This window comes from Geomonas terrae (assembly GCF_004791675.1).
GTDB lineage: Bacteria > Desulfobacterota > Desulfuromonadia > Geobacterales > Geobacteraceae > Geomonas > Geomonas edaphica.
In genome coordinates, this window is record NZ_SRSC01000001.1 from 39,889 (window position 1) to 57,676 (window position 17,788).

At 61.4% G+C, this 17,788-nt stretch carries 17 protein-coding genes; 14 read left to right on the top strand and 3 right to left on the bottom strand.

The window, feature by feature from the left end; genetic code table 11:
- Window positions 1-35: 35 nt before the first annotated feature.
- On the bottom strand, window positions 36-1,358 hold the full coding sequence (gene der / locus E4633_RS00190; RefSeq protein WP_135868275.1) for a ribosome biogenesis GTPase Der: 1,323 nt from the start codon (window positions 1,356-1,358) through the stop codon (window positions 36-38).
- A gap of 228 nt (window positions 1,359-1,586) precedes the next feature.
- Between der and E4633_RS00195 the strand changes: the two genes are divergently transcribed.
- The 3 genes from E4633_RS00195 (at window position 1,587) to E4633_RS00205 (ending at window position 3,509) form a co-directional block, all read left to right on the top strand.
- On the top strand, window positions 1,587-1,868 hold the full coding sequence (locus E4633_RS00195; protein WP_135868276.1) for a type II toxin-antitoxin system RelE/ParE family toxin: 282 nt from the start codon (window positions 1,587-1,589) through the stop codon (window positions 1,866-1,868).
- Window positions 1,869-1,880: 12 nt separating this feature from the next.
- Complete coding sequence (locus E4633_RS00200) at window positions 1,881-2,186, top strand: HigA family addiction module antitoxin (protein ID WP_135868277.1); 306 nt, start codon at window positions 1,881-1,883, stop codon at window positions 2,184-2,186.
- A 252-nt stretch (window positions 2,187-2,438) separates the two neighbouring features.
- Entirely contained in the window at window positions 2,439-3,509 is a 1,071-nt protein-coding gene (locus tag E4633_RS00205) for a pyridoxal-phosphate-dependent aminotransferase family protein (RefSeq protein ID WP_135868278.1), read from the top strand.
- A gap of 46 nt (window positions 3,510-3,555) precedes the next feature.
- Here E4633_RS00205 and rd read toward each other — a convergent pair whose 3' ends face one another.
- Window positions 3,556-3,714, bottom strand: coding sequence for a rubredoxin (gene rd / locus E4633_RS00210; RefSeq protein WP_129127127.1), 159 nt, complete (start codon window positions 3,712-3,714; stop codon window positions 3,556-3,558).
- A 443-nt stretch (window positions 3,715-4,157) separates the two neighbouring features.
- Here rd and E4633_RS00215 point away from each other — a divergent pair, with 443 nt between their 5' ends.
- From E4633_RS00215 to E4633_RS00235, 5 genes are all read left to right on the top strand, one after another.
- Entirely contained in the window at window positions 4,158-6,098 is a 1,941-nt protein-coding gene (locus E4633_RS00215; RefSeq protein WP_281276106.1) for a phosphoenolpyruvate carboxykinase (GTP), read from the top strand.
- Between the two features lie 138 nt (window positions 6,099-6,236).
- Complete coding sequence (gene pckA, locus E4633_RS00220) at window positions 6,237-7,826, top strand: phosphoenolpyruvate carboxykinase (ATP) (RefSeq protein ID WP_135868280.1); 1,590 nt, start codon at window positions 6,237-6,239, stop codon at window positions 7,824-7,826.
- Window positions 7,827-7,879: 53 nt separating this feature from the next.
- Window positions 7,880-8,071 (top strand): hypothetical protein, encoded by a 192-nt coding sequence (locus tag E4633_RS00225; RefSeq protein ID WP_135868281.1) that lies wholly within the window; start codon window positions 7,880-7,882, stop codon window positions 8,069-8,071.
- A gap of 211 nt (window positions 8,072-8,282) precedes the next feature.
- On the top strand, window positions 8,283-8,531 hold the full coding sequence (locus E4633_RS00230; protein WP_135868282.1) for a type II toxin-antitoxin system CcdA family antitoxin: 249 nt from the start codon (window positions 8,283-8,285) through the stop codon (window positions 8,529-8,531).
- A complete protein-coding gene (locus tag E4633_RS00235; protein WP_135868283.1) occupies window positions 8,531-8,845 on the top strand; it encodes a CcdB family protein in 315 nt (104 codons plus the stop codon). Before E4633_RS00230 ends, E4633_RS00235 begins: the two co-directional genes overlap by 1 nt.
- Window positions 8,846-8,934: 89 nt before the next feature.
- On the opposite strand, the gene E4633_RS00240 is transcribed toward E4633_RS00235, so the two are convergent.
- Window positions 8,935-10,650, bottom strand: coding sequence for a methyl-accepting chemotaxis protein (locus tag E4633_RS00240; RefSeq protein WP_135868284.1), 1,716 nt, complete (start codon window positions 10,648-10,650; stop codon window positions 8,935-8,937).
- A 161-nt stretch (window positions 10,651-10,811) separates the two neighbouring features.
- Here E4633_RS00240 and E4633_RS00245 point away from each other — a divergent pair, with 161 nt between their 5' ends.
- From E4633_RS00245 to E4633_RS00270, 6 genes are all read left to right on the top strand, one after another.
- Complete coding sequence (locus E4633_RS00245; protein WP_135868285.1) at window positions 10,812-11,786, top strand: quinone oxidoreductase family protein; 975 nt, start codon at window positions 10,812-10,814, stop codon at window positions 11,784-11,786.
- Between the two features lie 218 nt (window positions 11,787-12,004).
- Entirely contained in the window at window positions 12,005-13,666 is a 1,662-nt protein-coding gene (locus E4633_RS00250; RefSeq protein ID WP_135868286.1) for a phospholipid carrier-dependent glycosyltransferase, read from the top strand.
- 56 nt (window positions 13,667-13,722) lie between these two features.
- A complete protein-coding gene (locus tag E4633_RS00255) occupies window positions 13,723-14,763 on the top strand; it encodes a bifunctional UDP-4-keto-pentose/UDP-xylose synthase (RefSeq protein ID WP_135868287.1) in 1,041 nt (346 codons plus the stop codon).
- A gap of 13 nt (window positions 14,764-14,776) precedes the next feature.
- Complete coding sequence (locus E4633_RS00260) at window positions 14,777-15,940, top strand: DegT/DnrJ/EryC1/StrS family aminotransferase (RefSeq protein ID WP_135868288.1); 1,164 nt, start codon at window positions 14,777-14,779, stop codon at window positions 15,938-15,940.
- A complete protein-coding gene (locus E4633_RS00265; protein WP_135868289.1) occupies window positions 15,937-16,875 on the top strand; it encodes a glycosyltransferase in 939 nt (312 codons plus the stop codon). Before E4633_RS00260 ends, E4633_RS00265 begins: the two co-directional genes overlap by 4 nt.
- The gene (locus E4633_RS00270) at window positions 16,865-17,776 is read left to right on the top strand and encodes a formyltransferase (RefSeq protein WP_135868290.1); all 912 of its coding nucleotides are present in this window, start codon (window positions 16,865-16,867) and stop codon (window positions 17,774-17,776) included. The genes E4633_RS00265 and E4633_RS00270 overlap by 11 nt, the downstream gene beginning before the upstream one ends.
- Window positions 17,777-17,788: the final 12 nt, after the last annotated feature.

A 17,788-nucleotide genomic window follows, 5' to 3' on the forward strand; every position in this document is an offset into this window, starting at 1 on the left:
TACTAAACCATCGTATCGGCCAAGTAAAGAATGATTTAGGTATCTTTCTTGTCTCTGCCACGGAAAATGAGTTTCAATGGAGTCCCGTCGAAACAGAAAGCCTCTCTAAAACGGTTCATGATGTACCGCTCATAGGAAAAATGAATCCCCTCCGGGCGGTTGGTGAAGATGACAAAGGAAGGAGGTTTCACCCCTACCTGGGTCGCATAGTAAAACTTCACCCTTCTGCCGCCGTCGAGCGGTGCGTGATTCTCGTCCACGGCCTGGTTGAAGATCCGGTTCAGCTCGCCGGTCGGGACCCTCTTGCAGTACTGCTCCATGACCCGGTCCACCTCGGTGATGATCTTGCCGGTACGCTGACCGGTTTCCGCCGAGATGAAAAGGATCGGTGCGAAGGGTAGATACTTGAAATGACGGCGGATGTCGTCTGTGAACTTCCCGATGCTGGAGTTGTCCTTTTGCAGGGTGTCCCACTTGTTGACGACGAAGATGCAGCCGCGTCCCGCCTCGTAGGCATAACCGGCGATCTTCGTGTCCTGCTCGGTGACCCCTTCCTCGGCGTTCAGCACGATGAGCACCACGTCCGCCCGCTCGATGGAGCGCAAGGCGTCCATGACCGAGTACTTCTCCACCTTCTCGACCGTCTTCCCCTTGCGGCGGATGCCGGCGGTGTCGATCAAGAGGTACGGCTTCTTGTTCACGGTGAAGCGGGTGTCGACCGCGTCCCTCGTGGTGCCGGCGGTGGGGTTCGCCACCACGCGCTCGTATCCCAGGAGACGATTCACCAGGGTGGACTTCCCGACGTTCGGGCGCCCCACCACGGCGATCCTCGTGATCTCCTCGTCCTCATCCTGCTCCCGGTTGTAGGGGAGAGCGGCCAGCACCTCGTCCATCAGGTCGCCTACGCCGCGGTTGTGTTCGGCGGAGATGGTGTGGACGTGGTCGACGCCGAGGGAGTAGAAGTCGCCTGCGTTCGCCTCCTGCTTCTCGCCGTCCACCTTGTTGATGATGTGGAAGACCGGCTTGTTGATGCGCCGCAGCATGTCCACGACGTCCCGGTCCGCGGGGGTGAGTCCGTCGCGGGCGTCCATAATGAAGAGGATCAGGTCCGCCTCTTCCATGGCGAAGCGGGACTGCTCCCGCATCTGCTGCAAAAGCTTGTCAGAGGTCTCCGGCTCGAAACCGCCGGTGTCGACCAGTATGAAGGGGATGTCGAAGCGGTTCACTTCGGCGTAGTTACGATCCCGGGTAACCCCGGGCATGTCGTCGACCATCGCCTTACGGCGCCCGACCAGCCTGTTGAAGAGGGTGGACTTCCCGACGTTCGGGCGTCCGACGATGGCAATAATAGGTTTCATGTTTTTCCAGCGGAAAGCGGCCAATGCGTAAGGTGCTAAAAAAACGCGCGCTTTCGGTTTTAATGGTATTAAACAGCTAGCCGGTATGTTTAACATTTTGCCGACCAATAAGCAACATATACAATTTAGGCCCAAAAGGCCGTCGGCAACGGGCTTACGCAGCGAACGGCACACCCCACTGCGGGGGCATATCCCTTGACCGCCATATCTCAAAAGGATATCATCGCAATGATCATCTCCTTCAAGGACAAGGAAACGGAAAGGCTCTTCAATGGGAAGTTTTCCACAAGGTTGCCGCAGGACATCCAGCGAACGGCTGCCATGAAACTCGCCATGCTGAACGCGGCAACCATGCTGGAAACTTTGAGGGTCCCCCCGTCCAACAACCTGGAGTCCCTACGCGGCGACCGCCAAGGGCAACACAGTATCAGGATCAACCGGCAATGGCGCATATGCTTTAAATGGGATGACGGCAACGCAGTTGGTGTGGAGATCGTCGACTACCACTGAGGAGGTTTAGCGATGAACACGAGAGATTTCCCCCCGATACACCCCGGCGAGATCCTTCTTGCCGAGTTCTTGCAACCGATGGGGATCACCCAGTACCGGCTTGCCAAGGACATCGGCGTTACCCCTCGCCGCATCAATGAAATAGTTCATGGGCGGCGCGCAGTCACTGCGGACACCGCGCTGCGTCTCGGCCGCTTCTTCGGAATGGAAGCCCAGTTCTGGCTCAACCTGCAGAACAACTACGACATGGAAGTCGCGCTGGAGGCATTGCAGGGGCGACTGGAGACCGAGGTGCGCCCTTTCTCCCGAGCCGCCTGACACAGGGACCCTCATTGTTAGAGTATGGGCCAGCAAGAGACAACTCTAAATGGGTACGACGCCTCCTCCGATACAGTCCGCAAAGGCTCTTTTCCCTCGCGCGAGAATTGACATTGCAAGCGGAATCTGCTAGGTTGGCGATCCGCCTGCAGCAGGACTGAACCCCGTTGTGTCGGTCGTTCACGCCCTACCCCCGCCCTCCCGCCGCACGCTGCCGGCAAGATCTCTAAAACTTCAGGAACGGAGCCCTACATGCACAAGAAGCTGTATATCCCCGGACCGATCGAGGTGAGCCCGGAGATCCTCCAGGCCATGGCAACCCCGATGATCGGCCACCGCATGCCGGAGTACGCCCGCCTGCACAAGGGCGTCACCGATAAGCTGAAGCGGCTCATGTCCACCTCCGACAAAGTGTTCCTCTCCACCTCGAGCGCCTTCGGCGCCATGGAAGGTGCGGTACGCAACCTCGTCGGCAAGCGCTGCGCGAACTTCTGCAACGGCGCCTTCTCCGACAAGTGGCACAAGGTCACCCTTTCCTGCGGCAAGGAGGCGGACGCCTTCAAGGCCGAGTGGGGACAGCCGATCACCCCCGAGATGGTCGACGCAGCACTTGCCACCGGCAAGTACGACGCCATCACCCTCATCCACAACGAAACGTCCACCGGTACCATGAGCCCGCTCTTCGAGATCGGCGAGGTGCTCAAGAAGTACCCGGACGTCGTCTCCATCGTCGACACGGTATCCTCGATGAGCGCACTCAACATCCCCATCGACGAGATCGGGATCGACTGCTGCGTCTTCGGGGTGCAAAAGGCCTTCGCCCTGCCGCCGGGCCTCGCCGTCTTCACCGCAAGCGAGAAGGCGCTGGAGCGCGCGAAGAACGTCCCGGGGCGCGGCTACTACTTCGACTTCCTGGAATTCCTCGCCGCCGACGAGAAGGACAACACCCCGTCCACCCCGTGCATCTCGCTCATTTACGCCATGGACCTGCAGCTGGAGAGGATCTTCGCCGAAGGACTGGAGAAACGCTGGCAGCGTCACCAGGATATGGCCGACTTCATGCGCGCCTGGGTCGGGGAGAAGGGCTTCGGCATCCTTCCAGCCGAAGGGTACCGCTCCGTCACCCTCACCTGCGCGACCAACGACCGCGGCGTGGACCTGGGCCTTGTGAAGAAACAGTTGGGTGAGCGCGGCATTGCGTTCGACGACGGCTACGGGAAACTGAAAGGGAAGACCTTCCGCGTGGCCCACATGGGCGACATGCAGCTGGAAGATCTCAAACAGATTACAACCGAATTGGAGGGGATCCTGCAGGGTCTCTAACAGACGAAGGGGGGGAGCAGTTCAGCTCCCCCCCTTTTTAAATGCTTTACTCAGGCTCGAAGGCCTCCTTACCGACGCCGCAGATGGGACAGACCCAGTCGTCCGGCAGGTCCGCGAAGGGTGTTCCCGGCGGCACGCCGTTGTCGGGGTCGCCGACGTAAGGGTCATAGACATACTGGCATACGGTGCAGATGTAAGGCTCCATTAAACACCCCCTCGGTATCTGTTCTGGGACCGCAAAAGTCTAACAGACCGCCTCAGCCTGTCAATTGGGGCGCCGAGCCGTTTAGAACTTGCTTTCATTGTACGCTGTGTTACAGTGCGATAATTAAAACTACAAAACAAGGAGGTGAGAAGACAGACGTTCGATGCAGCAAAGGCATAAGGTTCCCCGGCAATAACGGGCGACTCGCAGCAGCAAGGCACAGTGAAGAAGACGGAAGAACAAGACACAGGGCGAGGACTCACTGCAACATCCCCCGCACCAGAGGTCCCTGCAATCCCGCAGTTCTCAGTCATCACAGTCCCGAAAATCGAACGCAGTAAAAACATCAAACAGCAGACCGACCGGAAATTCCGGCAGCGGATACGTTTGCACCCCGCCGTCTCCTCTCGGTCTTCCGCCACTTAGGCGAAGGAGGGTGACCCATGGAAACGATGATCAGCAACACCCAAGAGACATTAGCGTCACGTGTTATCGCGTCGAAATACCCAAAGGAGGGAATAGGCATGAGTTACGAAGTAAAGAACAAGCAACTGCTGGCCTGGGTGAAGGAAGTGGCAGAGATGTGCCAGCCGGACCAGATCCACTGGTGTGACGGCAGCGAGGCGGAGTACGACAGCCTCTGCGAGCAGCTCGTCAAGGGGGGCACCTTCAAGAAGCTGAACCCGGAGAAGCGTCCGAACAGCTACCTCGCTTGGTCCGACCCCGGCGACGTCGCACGCGTCGAAGACCGCACCTTCATCTGCTCCATCGCGAAACAGGACGCAGGCCCGACCAACAACTGGACGCCCCCGAAAGAGATGAAGAAGACCCTGACCGGCCTCTTCACCGGCTGCATGAAGGGTCGCACCATGTACGTCATCCCCTTCTCCATGGGTCCCTTGGGCTCCAACATCGCCAAGATCGGCGTTGAGATCTCCGACTCCGCCTACGTCGCGGTCAACATGAAGATCATGACCCGCATGGGCAAGAAGGTCATCGACATCCTGGGTGAGAACGGCGAGTTCGTCCCCTGCCTCCACTCCGTCGGCGCACCGCTCGCCGCGGGGCAGAAAGACGTACCCTGGCCGTGCAACAAGGAGAAGTACATCGTTCACTTCCCGGAGGAGCGCTCCATCTGGTCCTTCGGTTCCGGCTACGGCGGCAACGCCCTTCTCGGCAAGAAATGCCTTGCCCTGAGGATCGCCTCCAAGATCGCCAAGGACGAAGGGTGGCTCGCAGAGCACATGCTGATCCTCGGTATCGAGACCCCGGAAGGGGAGAAGACCTACCTGGGCGCCGCCTTCCCGAGCGCCTGCGGCAAGACCAACCTCTCCATGCTGGTCCCGCCCGACCACTTCAAGCAGAGCGGCTACAAGATCTCCACCGTCGGCGACGACATCGCCTGGATCAAGCCCGGCCCCGACGGCCAGCTCTACGCCATCAACCCGGAAGCGGGCTTCTTCGGTGTGGCCCCGGGCACCTCGTTCAAGTCCAACCCGAACGCGATGCACTCCTGCGCGAAGAACACCATCTTCACCAACGTCGCACTCACCGAAGACGGCGACGTCTGGTGGGAAGGTATGACCGACGAGGCGCCCGCGAAGCTCACCGACTGGCAGGGCAACGCGTGGACCGCAGGGTGCGGCAGAAACGCCGCGCACCCGAACTCCCGCTTCACCTCCCCGGCCTCCCAGTGCCCCTCCATCGACCCCGCCTGGGAAGACCCGAAGGGCGTGCCGATGAAGGCGTTCGTGTTCGGCGGCCGCCGCAACAACGTGATCCCGCTCGTGTACCAGGCCTTCAACTGGAGCTACGGCGTGTACTTGGCCGCCACCATGGGTAGCGAGACCACCGCTGCCGCGGTCGGCGCCATCGGCAACGTGCGCCGCGACCCGTTCGCTATGCTGCCGTTCACCGGCTACCACGTGGCGGACTACTTCAACCACTGGCTGCAGGTCGGCCGCACCACCCCGAACCCGCCGCGCATTTTCTCCGTCAACTGGTTCAGAAAAGACGCCAACGGCAAGTTCCTCTGGCCGGGCTTCGGCGAGAACATGCGCGTTCTGAAGTGGATCGCCGACCGCGCCAACGGCCGCGGCGCCTCCGTTGAGAGCCCGCTCGGCTGGATGCCGCGCTACGAGGACATCGACTGGACCGGCCTGAACGACGTCTCCCGCGAGCAGTACCACGAGCTCATGTCCATCGACCGTGACGTCTGGAAGGAGGAGATCCTCTCCCACGAGGAGCTCTTCGTCAAGATGTACGACCGCCTCCCGAAGGAGTTCCTCCACATCCGCGAGATGATCCTTTCCGGCCTGTGGCGCTCCCCGGAGCACTGGGAGCAGTTCAACCCGCTGACCCCGGAGGAAGGCTTCAACGACTAACGCGTTGAAAAACCGATGCAACAACGGAGGGCCCCGGTCGAAAGACCGGGGCCCTTTCTCATTGCCGCCCAGGTTGCAAACAGACCTGCCCCTGTTATCTTTTAATCTTGTCGCAGATCCAATGAGAAGGAGGGAGCAGTGAGATTAAACGACATAACCAGAGGCAATGGACTGGAAGAACACGGCATCACCAACGCGAACCTCATCTACTGGACCTCCCCCACCTCAGTTCTCTACGAACAGGTGGTCCGGCGCGGCGAGGGACTCATCTCCCACTTGGGAGCCCTCACCGTAAAGACCGGCCACTACACCGGGCGCGCGGCTAACGACAAGTTCATCGTCGAGGAGCCATCGAGCAGCCACCTCGTCAACTGGGGCAAGGTGAACCGCCCCTTTGAAGCGGGACGCTTCGATGCACTCTACAAGAAGATGTGCAACTACATGCAGGGGCGCGACCTCTTCGTGCAGGACTGCTTCGCCGGCGCAAGCCCCGCGCACCGCATCCCGGTGCGCATCATAAGCGAGCGCGCCTGGCACTCGCTGTTCGCACGCAACATGTTCCTGCGCGCCACCCAGGAAGAGCTTCTCACCCACAGATCCGAGTTCACCGTCATCGACCTTCCCGCCTTCCACGCCCAACCAAAGATCGACGGCACGAACTCCGAGGCCTTCATCATCATCAACTTCGCGAGGAAGCTCGTCATCATCGGCGGCACGAGCTACGCAGGGGAGATCAAGAAATCGATCTTCACCGTGCTCAATTACCTGTTGCCGCAAAAGAACGTGATGTCGATGCACTGCTCGGCCAACACCGGCCCGCAGGGGGACGTCGCCGTCTTCTTCGGTCTCTCCGGCACCGGCAAGACGACGCTCTCCGCGGCACCGAACCGGCTCTTGATCGGCGACGACGAACACGGCTGGGACGAGAACGGCGTCTTCAACTTCGAGGGGGGGTGTTACGCCAAGGTGATCAACCTCTCCGCCGAGAGCGAGCCTGAGATCTACCAGTGCACCAGGCGGTTCGGCACCATCCTCGAGAACGTCGCCATCGACACCATCTCGCGCCGTATCGACCTGGACGACGCCTCCTTCACCGAGAACACCCGGGCCTCCTATCCCATCACCCACATCCCCAACATCGTCCCCACCGGGGCGGGAGGGCACCCGAACAACATCATCATGCTCACCTGCGACGCCTTCGGGGTACTTCCGCCGATCGCGAAGCTCACCGCAGAGCAGGCGATGTACCACTTCCTCTCCGGCTACACGGCAAAGGTCGCCGGCACCGAGGCGGGGATCACCGAACCGCAGGCAACCTTCTCCGCCTGCTTCGGCGCTCCCTTCATGGCGCTCAAGCCCTCGCTCTACGCCGACCTCTTGGGCAAGAAGATCGCCTCGAGGAAGGTGGACTGCTGGCTCGTCAACACGGGCTGGAGCGGCGGCGGTCCCGGCGTCGGGGGCAGGATGAAGATCGCCTACTCCCGCGCCCTCGTGAACGCGGCGCTCGACGGCACGCTCGCCAAGGGGAGCTTCGTGAAGGACCCCGTCTTCGGGCTCGACATCCCCGTCTCCTGCCCCGGGTTGCCCAACGAGATCCTGAACCCGAGAAACGCATGGAGCGACAAGGCGGCCTACGACGCGATGGCACAAAAGCTCGTCGAGATGTTCCGTCACAACTTCGAGCAGTTCAAGGAAACCGCAGCACCGGAGGTTGCCGCAGTTCTCTAGTTGCATCGCGCTTCGACGTTGCTATCATTAGAACAACGACTCAGGAGGCTACCATGAAACGGGTACATTCGGAGATTTGTGATACCACGGAAAGAAAGGAGCAGCGGGTGCAGGTGCGTAACAAGAAGACCGGCGAGACCGGTCTGAGCTACGGCTGCACCATCGAGGGGGACACTGTCCAGGTGGAACTTTCCGACGGCAGCCTCGACAGCTGGCCTGAAGACGACTGCGAAATGGTTTCGTAACCCATTGTCACGGGGGCGACCGGCAGCAACGCGAGCTTTCGCGCCTCCGGCCGCCCTCGTGGCAGCAAGCATAGATAGCAAAAAGGCCGTCCTCACGGGGCGGCCTTTTTGCGTAGTCGAAACAACTCGTCGGATGGCCACAGAGAGAAAGTTTGAAGGGAAAGAAAAATGCCGGTATGCTATGCGCATAACCGATGCGCAGGAGGCATTCATGCAAGTAAACCTCTTCGACCCTGACGCCCCCAAAAAGGCGGCCAATCTGAGTATCAACAGCGACCTGTTGCGCCTAGCAAAAGAGCGGCGCATTAATTTGTCGCAGGCCCTGGAAGCACGTCTTACCGAGATGCTGAGGGAAGACTTCTACCTGCACTGGAACGAGGAGAACAAAGAGGCGGTCGATGATTACAATTGTCGTATTGAAGCGGAGGGAACCTTCGGGGACGGGCGGAGGCTGTTCTGATGGCGCAATTCGACGTGTATGAGAACACCGACCAAGTTTCCAGAACATCGGTACCGTATCTCATGGACGTGCAGGCCGACTTGTTAAACAAGCTGACTACTCGTGTCGTAGTCCCGCTTGTTACCGTCGCAGCAATGGGCCATTCAATCCGTCCTCTCAACCCGCAGTTCGAAGTGAAAGGGACCAACGTTATCATGTCAACGGCGGAACTGTCTGGCGTCCACGTCCGTGAGCTTGGCGCAAAGGTAGGCACTCTCAAAGATTCACGTGCTGAGATCGTCGCCGCTTTGGACTTCCTGTTCCTAGGGTTTTGAAGTAAGTTCACCGTGGCTTTGTACAGCATAAAGAAAAAGGGCCGCCTCATAAGGGCGGCCTTTTTCTTTGCAAGCGAAGAGAGCTGCGGCTAGGAGAGGCGGAACCTCCCTATGACGCGGTTCAGGCCGTCGGAGCGATCTTTCATGCCGCGCGCCAGTTGCGAAGAGTCCCTGAGGCTCCTCGCCCCCCCCTGCAGCCCCTCGTTCACCTGCTGCACGTTGGCCGCGATCTCGCCGGTCGCGGCGCTCTGTTCTTCTGCTGCGGTGGCGATCTGGTTCACCTGCCCCGCGACACGGTCCACCTGGTCGAGTATCTCCTTCAGCGCGGTTCCGGAACGGGCGGCCTCTTCGCTGCCGATCTCCACCTCGCGCACCCCCGCCTCCATGACGGCAACGGCCGCCTTTGTCTCGGACTGGATCCCCTTGATCATCTCGCCGATCTCGCGGGTGGCCCGGGCGGTACGCTCGGCCAGGGCACGCACCTCGTCGGCGACGACCGCGAAACCGCGCCCCTGCTCGCCGGCACGTGCCGCCTCGATGGCCGCATTCAGCGCCAAGAGGTTCGTCTGATCGGCGATATCCTCGATGGTGCTGATGATGGCACCGATCTGGTCGGAGCGGGCCCCCAGTCCCTCCACCGTCTGCGCCGATGCGGTCACCTGCTCGGCAAGCCTGCGCATCGAGTCCAGGGTCTTGTCCAAGATGGATGAGCCGGCCGTCGCCTTGTCGCTTGCAAGCTTCGCCCCTTCGGCCGCACTGATGCAGTTGGCGGCGATGTCGTTGGTGGTGGCCGCCATCTGCTCGCTTGCGGTCGCCACCGAGGCGGACTTCGCGGCGAGTTCGTCGATGTCCGCCGCGATGCCGTTCGAGATGCCGGAGAGACGCTCGCTCGAGTTGCCGACCTCGCGGCTTTCCGAGACCACCTCCTGCATGATCATCTGTATTTTCTCGATGAACAGGTTGAACGCCTCGGAGAGTTTTCCCACCTCGTCCTGCGCCTGGACCGGCAGCCTCCTGGTCAGATCCCCCTCCCCCTGGGCCAGTTCCCGGGCCATATCGACGATGCTCCGTAACGGCTTAAGCGCAAGCCCCACGCCGAAGCCGAGCATGGCAACGCTCAGGACGAGCACCAAGGCGGCCGTCCCCAGCATCCAGGAGAACTGCAGGTTCGCGTGTGCGATACCCTGCTCCCTCACCTTTGCCGCCTCCGCTTCGAGATCATCCGTGTACACACCGGTGCCGACCTCCCAGTCCCATGGAGCGAAGTGGCCGATGTAGGTCAGCTTCGGCAACGGCGGGCCGTCCGGTGTCTTCGGGAAGGAGTACTCCACGAAACCGCCGCCGGCGCGCGCTGCCTTGACGAACTCGCGCACGAACATCTTGTCCTTCTTGTCCTTCAGGTCGGTGATGTCCTTACCCTCAAGCTCGGGCTTCACCGGAACCATGATGGCCCGGCTGCGCTCCCCTTCCAACTGGTGCAGCATGAAGTAGCCGCTCCTGTTCTCGAAGAACCTGACCGGACGCAACAGCTCCATGGCGTGCTTCTTGGCGGCCTCCATGTCGCCCCCGGTGGCCTGGGCCTCTTTGTACACCGCATCTATGACACCAAGCGCCACCGCAATCTCACTCTTCAGCTCCTGCTTGCGCGACTCGATGGCTTTAGCCTTGAGTGTCTCGTACCCCGTCTCGTTGGTGCTCAGGATGGCGTGCCGCGCGATGCCGATCAATACCACTGCCAGCAACATGACGACGAGTGACGCCCCGCCCAGAACCTTCACCTTTATGCTGAACCCGCTGCTGTTCATAGCCTGCTCCTCCTGCTATCATTTGGCTGCTGCATTTCACTCACAGACGCAATACTGCCAGGTCAATAACTGGACTTTCGGCACAAGTTGAGATCTACTTGAGGACAATACACAATCAGCAGGTAGGGTAAAAAGAAAGCCCGCTGCTCCAGGAGACTACAATGCCTAAAGCTATATGCTTTGAACAGTTCGGAGGTCCTGAGGTAATGAAGTGGATGGATATCGAGGTGCCGGAGCCGGGACCGGGAGAGGCGCGCATCCGCCACAAGGCCGTTGGGGTGAACTTCGTGGACGTCTACCAGCGCAGCGGGCTTTACAAGGTGCCTCTGCCGTCCATAGCCGGCAACGAAGGCGCCGGCATCGTCGAGGCCGTCGGGGCCGGGGTGACGCTCGTCAAACCCGGTGACCGCGTCGCCTACGCAGGCGTTATGGGGGCGTACTGCGAGGTGCGCAACATCAAGGCTGAGCGGCTTTGCCTCCTTCCCGACGATATCTCCTTCGCGCAGGCGGCAGCCATGATGCTGAAGGGGCTCACCGTCCAGTACCTGATCCGCAGGACCTACCGGGTGGAGGCCGGCGACACGGTGGTATTCCACGCGGCAGCAGGCGGCGTCGGGACCATCGCCTGCCAGTGGCTGAGGATGCTGGGGGCGAAGGTGATCGGTACGGCGGGGTCAGAAGCGAAGTGCAAGCTCGCGCGGCAAAACGGCGCCGATTTCTGCGTCGACTACCGGAGAGAAAACATCCTCGAGCGCGTGCAGGAGATCACGGGCGGCGCAGGCGCCGCGGTCGTGTACGACTCCGTCGGCAAGGACACCTTCGAGACCTCGCTCAAGTCGCTGAGCCCCCGCGGGCTGATGGTCTCTTTCGGCAACGCCTCGGGGCCGGTCCCCCCGCTCGACCTGCTGCTGCTCTCCCAGTTGGGCTCACTCTACGTCACCCGTCCCACCCTCGCCACCTACATCGCGCAGCGCTCGGACCTCGAAGAAGCCGCCGCCGAGCTCTTCGGCGTGGTCGCCTCCGGCGCCGTGAAGATCGAGATCAACCAGCAGTACCCCCTGCAGGACGCACCCAAGGCACACCAGGACCTGGAGGGCCGCAAAACCACAGGCTCCACGATACTGCTCACGGACTGATCCGGCATTCCGAGGACGCCGCGCCCTTGACGCCACGAGCGAGCGGCGCGGCGTCTTTCAGCTCTTCACCCGTCTTCGGAGCGGCCGACGCCCCTCCAGATGACAGTATTGTAATGTTGATGTCATTTTCAGGTAATACACATTTTCCTATATTGGCATGCGCTCGGGATTGCCATGAGGGGTCACCGAGATCGACCGCATCCCTGGAGTTGTGCCCCATGCAGAATCCGATTGACTTCGTGACCCGCCCCGACGCGTCGCGCCGCCGTGACATCCTGATACTTGCCCTTCTCTTTGGTGTACTTTTCCTGCAGTTGCTCGGCCAATACCCGCTCATCGACCCCGACGAAACCCGCTACGCGGAGATTCCGCGCGAGATGCTGGAGCGCGGCGACCTGATCACCCCACTGCTGAACTACGTCCTGTACTTCGAAAAGCCCGTGCTTCTCTACTGGCTGAACGCACTCTCCTTCACCTTGTTCGGCATCAACGAGTTTGCCGCCCGTCTCGCCTGCGCCCTGTGTGGACTCGGCACGGTGCTCTTCAGCTACCATCTGGGGCGCGAACTCTTCGGACGCCGTGTCGGGCTGCTAAGCGCCCTCGTCCTCGGAGGCTGCACCGGTTTCCTGATTCAGAGCAGGATGAACCTGACCGACATCCCCCTCACCTTCACCATGACCGTGGCCCTTGGAAGCTACATCCTTGCCGCCAGGGACGCCGACCGCCCAAGGCCCGGCTACTATTACCTCTTCTACCTTTTCGCCGCTCTCGCGGTCCTCGCCAAGGGGTTGATCGGCATCGTCCTCCCCGGCGCGGTTATCTTCTGGCACATCGCGCTGACCCGGCGCTGGCGCATCCTGAAGGAGATGCGTCTTCCCACCGGGATCATACTTTTTCTCGCGGTCGCCGCCCCATGGTTTGTGATGGTGTGCCAGCGCAACCCGGATTTCTTCAATTTCTTCTTCATCCACGAGCATTTCGAGCGCTTCCTGACCAAAGTGCACCACCGCTATCAGCCGTTTTGGTACTTCGTACCGATCCTTTGCGGCTTCATGATCCCATGGTCCTTCTTCATTCCGGCGGCGCTGCGCGGCTTCTGGCGCGAGCGCTCCGTTCACGGCGGAGAGTCCCGCCTCTACCTTGCACTCTGGGCCATAATCATCTTCCTGTTCTTTTCCAAGTCGAACTCGAAGTTGCCCGCCTACATCCTGCCGGTCTACCCGGCGCTCGCCATACTGATCGCCGTGCTGTTCGACAAGGCGCTGAACGGTGACTTCCGCCCCCTGCGCCGCCCGGCGCTCGCCTTCGGCTGGCTCCTCGTCCTTTTAGGCTGCGGTTCGATGATTTACCCGCTGGTCGCCCACAGGCCGCTCGTCGCCCCGATCGGCGGACTCGTCGTAGGCTCGATACTGCTCGTGCAGGGGGCCTTTTCCGTCGGGTCCGCCATTCGTCAGGACCCGCGCGGACTCTTCACGGGGATGCTGCTCGGCTCGGTCCTGTTATTCCTGGTCGCACCACACTTCATCTATCCGCTCTTCGTGGAGCGTAAATCGTATCGGGAGCCGGGTGAGATCGTGAAAAAGCTGGCCGGCCCCGACGCGGTGCTCGTAAGCCAAGGCCTGCGCCAGGGGCTCTCCTTCTACTCGGGGCGCCGCGTGGCGATCTTCGGCGGCACCGGCGAAATCGAATTCGGCAGCAAGATCGGCGACCAGTCCGCCTGGTTCCTCGACCGGACGCGCTTCCTCGCGCTCTGGGACGGACCGAGGCCCGTGTACGCGATGATACTGCGCAAGTACCTGCCCGAACTTTCCCGCGACGGCAAGGCCTCACCGCGCATCCTCTGGCAAAGTTCCAAGCACTACCTCGTAACCAACAGATAAACCTGCAGGCGGCCTCGCATGCCGCCTAAGCCTCATCTGCAGCAAAGGAGAAAGATATGAAAGTACTGATCCTCGGAGTGAACGGCTTCATCGGCAACGCCCTCACCCACCGTATTCTCACCACCACGGACTGGGAGGTCTACGGCCTCGACATGGCCTGCGACAAACTGGAGCGCTCCATGGGGCATCCGCGTTTTCACTTCCTTGAAGGCGACATCACCATCAACAAGGAGTGGATCGAGTACAACATCAAGAAGTGCGACGTGGTGCTGCCGCTGGTCGCCATCGCCACCCCCGTCACCTACGTGAAGGACCCGCTGCGGGTCTTCGAACTCGACTTCGAGGAGAACCTCAAGGTGATCCGCCAGTGCGCGAAGTACAACAAGCGCATCATCTTCCCCTCCACCTCGGAGGTCTACGGCATGAGCCCGGACCGCGAGTTCGACGAGGAAACTTCCCCGCTCATGCTGGGGCCGATCAACAAGGAACGCTGGATCTACTCCTGCGCGAAACAGATGCTCGACCGCGTCATCTACGCCTACGGCGCCCATGAGGGGTTGCGCTACACCCTGTTCCGTCCCTTCAACTGGATAGGCCCGAAGCTCGACTCGATCAGCACCGCGAAGGAAGGGAGCTCCCGCGTCCTGACCCAGTTCCTCTACAACATCCTGGCCGGCGAGTCGATCCAGCTCGTTGACGGCGGCGAACAGCGCCGCTCCTTCACCTACATCGAGGACGGGATCGACTGCCTCATGCGCATCATCGAAAACCGCGACGGCTGCGCCGAAGCCGGCATCTTCAACATCGGTAACCCTGACAACGACCTCTCCGTCAAGGAGCTGGCCGAAAAGCTGCTCGAACTGGTAAGGCAGTATCCCGGTTACGAGGAGAGGGCGAATGCGTGCCGCATCATCGAGGTGACCTCCGCCGAGTTCTACGGCAAGGGATACCAGGACATGCTGAACAGGGTCCCCTCGGTGAAGAACGCGAAACAGCGCCTTGGATGGGAGCCGTCCACCTCCGTGGAAGACGCCTTGAGGCAGACCCTCGACTTCTACCTGATCGAGCAGCGGGAAACCATCCAGCACCTTTTGTAATTCCGGAGGCCACGTGCGCAGCGAGTTTCTGCCCTTTTCCACTCCGACCATCGACGACGCAGAGATCGCCGAGGTGGTCGACTCTCTAAAATCCGGCTGGATCACCACTGGCCCGAAAGTAAAACGCTTCGAGGAGCAGTTCCGCTCCTATGTCGGCGCGCCGTTCGCGGTCCCCCTCTCGTCTGCCACGGCGGGGCTTCACCTCGCCCTGCTGGCACTCAAGTTCCAGGAGGGGGACGAGGTGATCACGACGCCGATGACCTTCGCCTCCACGGTGAGCATCTGCGTGCTGTGCGGTCTGAAGCCGGTCCTCGTGGACATCGAGCCTGGGACCCTCAACCTGGACGTGACAAAGGTGCGCGAGAAGATCACCTCCCGCACCAGGGCCATCATCCCGGTGCACTTCGCCGGGCAGCCCTGCGACATGGACCCGATCTTCGAGCTCGCCCGCGAGTTCGATCTCACCGTCATCGAGGACGCGGCCCACGCCGCCGGGACCGAGTACAAGGGGCGCAGGATCGGCTCCCTGGACAGCATCTCCATCTTCTCCTTCCACCCGAACAAGAACATCACCACCGGCGAAGGCGGCATGGTCTGCACGCCTGACGAGGCTCTTGCCGAAGAGGTGTCGCTGCTCAAGTTCCACGGCATGAGCCGCGAGGCGTGGAAGCGTTTCGCCGCGAGCGGGACGCCGAACTACGACATCGTGCTCCCGGGCTTCAAGTACAACATGATGGACATCCAGGCCGCCATCGGCATCCACCAGCTTCCCAAGCTCGACGGCTTCATCGACCGGCGCACCGAGATCGCCCATTTCTACAACGCGGCCTTCGCCGACGTGGCCGAGCTTTGCCTTCCGGCGTACGCCCCGTATCATCAGCGCCATGCCTGGCATCTCTACACGCCGCTCGTCAAGATCGAGCACCTGTCCATCGACCGCGACGGCTTCATGGCGAAACTGAAGGAGCTCAACATCGGCAGCGGGCTGCACTACAAGGCGGTACACCAGCATACCTGGTACCAGGCCAACCTGCCCCAGCCGGAAGGTTCACTCCCGAACGCCGACTACGCCTCGGACCGCATCCTGTCGCTGCCGCTCTTCCCGAAGATGACCGACGCGGACGCAAGCGACGTGGTCGAGGCGGTGAAGACCGTGATAGCAAGGAACCGCAAATGATCCCGTACCTCTCCATAGTGGTTCCCGTCTACAACGAGGAAGGGAACCTGGAAAACCTGATGGGGCGCCTCTACCCCGTGCTCAAGGGAATGGGACGTCCTTTCGAGATCATCTTCACCGACGACGGCAGCCGTGACCGTTCCCTTGAGATACTGAAGCGCCTGGCGGGGAACCATCCCGAGGTGCGCGTGGTCGAGTTCAACGGCAACTTCGGTCAGCACATGGCCATCCTCGCGGCCTTCGAGATCAGCCGCGGCGAGATCGTGGTCACCCTGGACGCCGACCTGCAGAACCCGCCGGAAGAGATCCCCAAGCTCGTGGCCGAGATGGAAAAAGGGCACGACGTGGTGGGAACCATCCGGATGAAGCGCCAGGACACCTTCTTCCGCAAAGGCGCTTCGCGCCTGGTCAACATGACCACGCGCAAGATGACCGGCATGAAGATGACCGACTACGGCTGCATGCTGAGGGCCTACCACCGTAACGTGGTGGACAACATCAACCGCTGCGGCGAGGCGAGCACCTTCATCCCCGCCCTCGCCCAGACCTTCGCCTCCAGCCCGAGCGAGATCACCGTGGCGCACGCGGAACGCAGCGAAGGGGAAAGCAAGTACTCGCTCTACAAGCTGGTCCGTCTTAACTTCGACCTCATGACCGGGTTCTCGGTGGTGCCGCTGCAGCTCTTCGCCCTCACCGGGATCATCACCTCGCTCGGCGCCGTCGCCTTTGCCGTCTTCCTCATCGTCAGGCGCTTCGTGGTCGGCGCGGAGGTCGAAGGTGTCTTCACCCTTTTCGCCATCCTCTTCTTCTTCCTGGGCATCACCATCTTCGGCATCGGCATCGTCGGGGAGTACGTGGGGAGGATCTACCAGGAGGTTCGGCGCAGGCCGCGCTACGTCGTGCGCAGGATCCACGGAGGAAGCGATGAAGGATAAGGTCGTCGTCTGCGCCTACCACAACGTGGGCTACCGCTGCCTCGAGGAGCTGATCCGGCAGGGAGCCGACGTCCGTCTCGTCTTCAGCCACGAGGACTCGGCGAACGAAGAGATCTGGTTTGACAGCGTGCGGGAACTCGCGGCGCGCCACGGCATCCCCTGTGTTACCGGCAGCATCAACGCTGCCGAGAACCGCGAGAGGGTCGCGGCACTCGCCCCCGACTTCCTGCTTTCCTTCTACTACCGCAACATGATCGAGCCGGAGGTGCTCGCCCTTGCGCGGCGCGGCGCCCTCAACCTGCACGGCTCCTACCTCCCGAAGTACCGCGGGCGCGTACCGATCAACTGGGCCGTGATAAACGGCGAGAAGCAAACCGGTGCCACCCTGCATTACATGGTGGAGAAGCCCGACGCAGGCGAGATCGTCGACCAGGAAGCGGTGGAGATTGCCTTCGAGGATACCGCCTTCGACGTCTTCAAAAAGGTCACCGAGGCCGCGGTAACCGTGCTGCGCCGGACGTGGCCGCAGCTTGTCGCCGGGACCGCGCCCCGCATCCCCATGGATCTCAAGGCGGGGAACTACTGCGGCGGCCGCCGTCCCGAAGACGGCCGCATAGACTGGCACCTCGGCGCGGAACGCATCTACAACCTGGTACGCGGCGTAACACACCCGTATCCCGGCGCCTTCACCACGTTATCCGGACGCAGGGTCTTCATCTGGCAGGCGCTTCCGGTGGAAGGGGCGGCTGAACCGGGGCGCGTGGTCTCTACAGAGCCGCTGCGTGTCGGCACCGGCGCGGGGCTGCTGGAAATTCAGCGCCTGCAGGTGGAAGGAGAGGCTGAACTTTCCGCCGAAGCGTTCGTCGAAAAGACCCCCTGCTTGGGCGAGCTCCTTGCCTGATCACGCTAACGG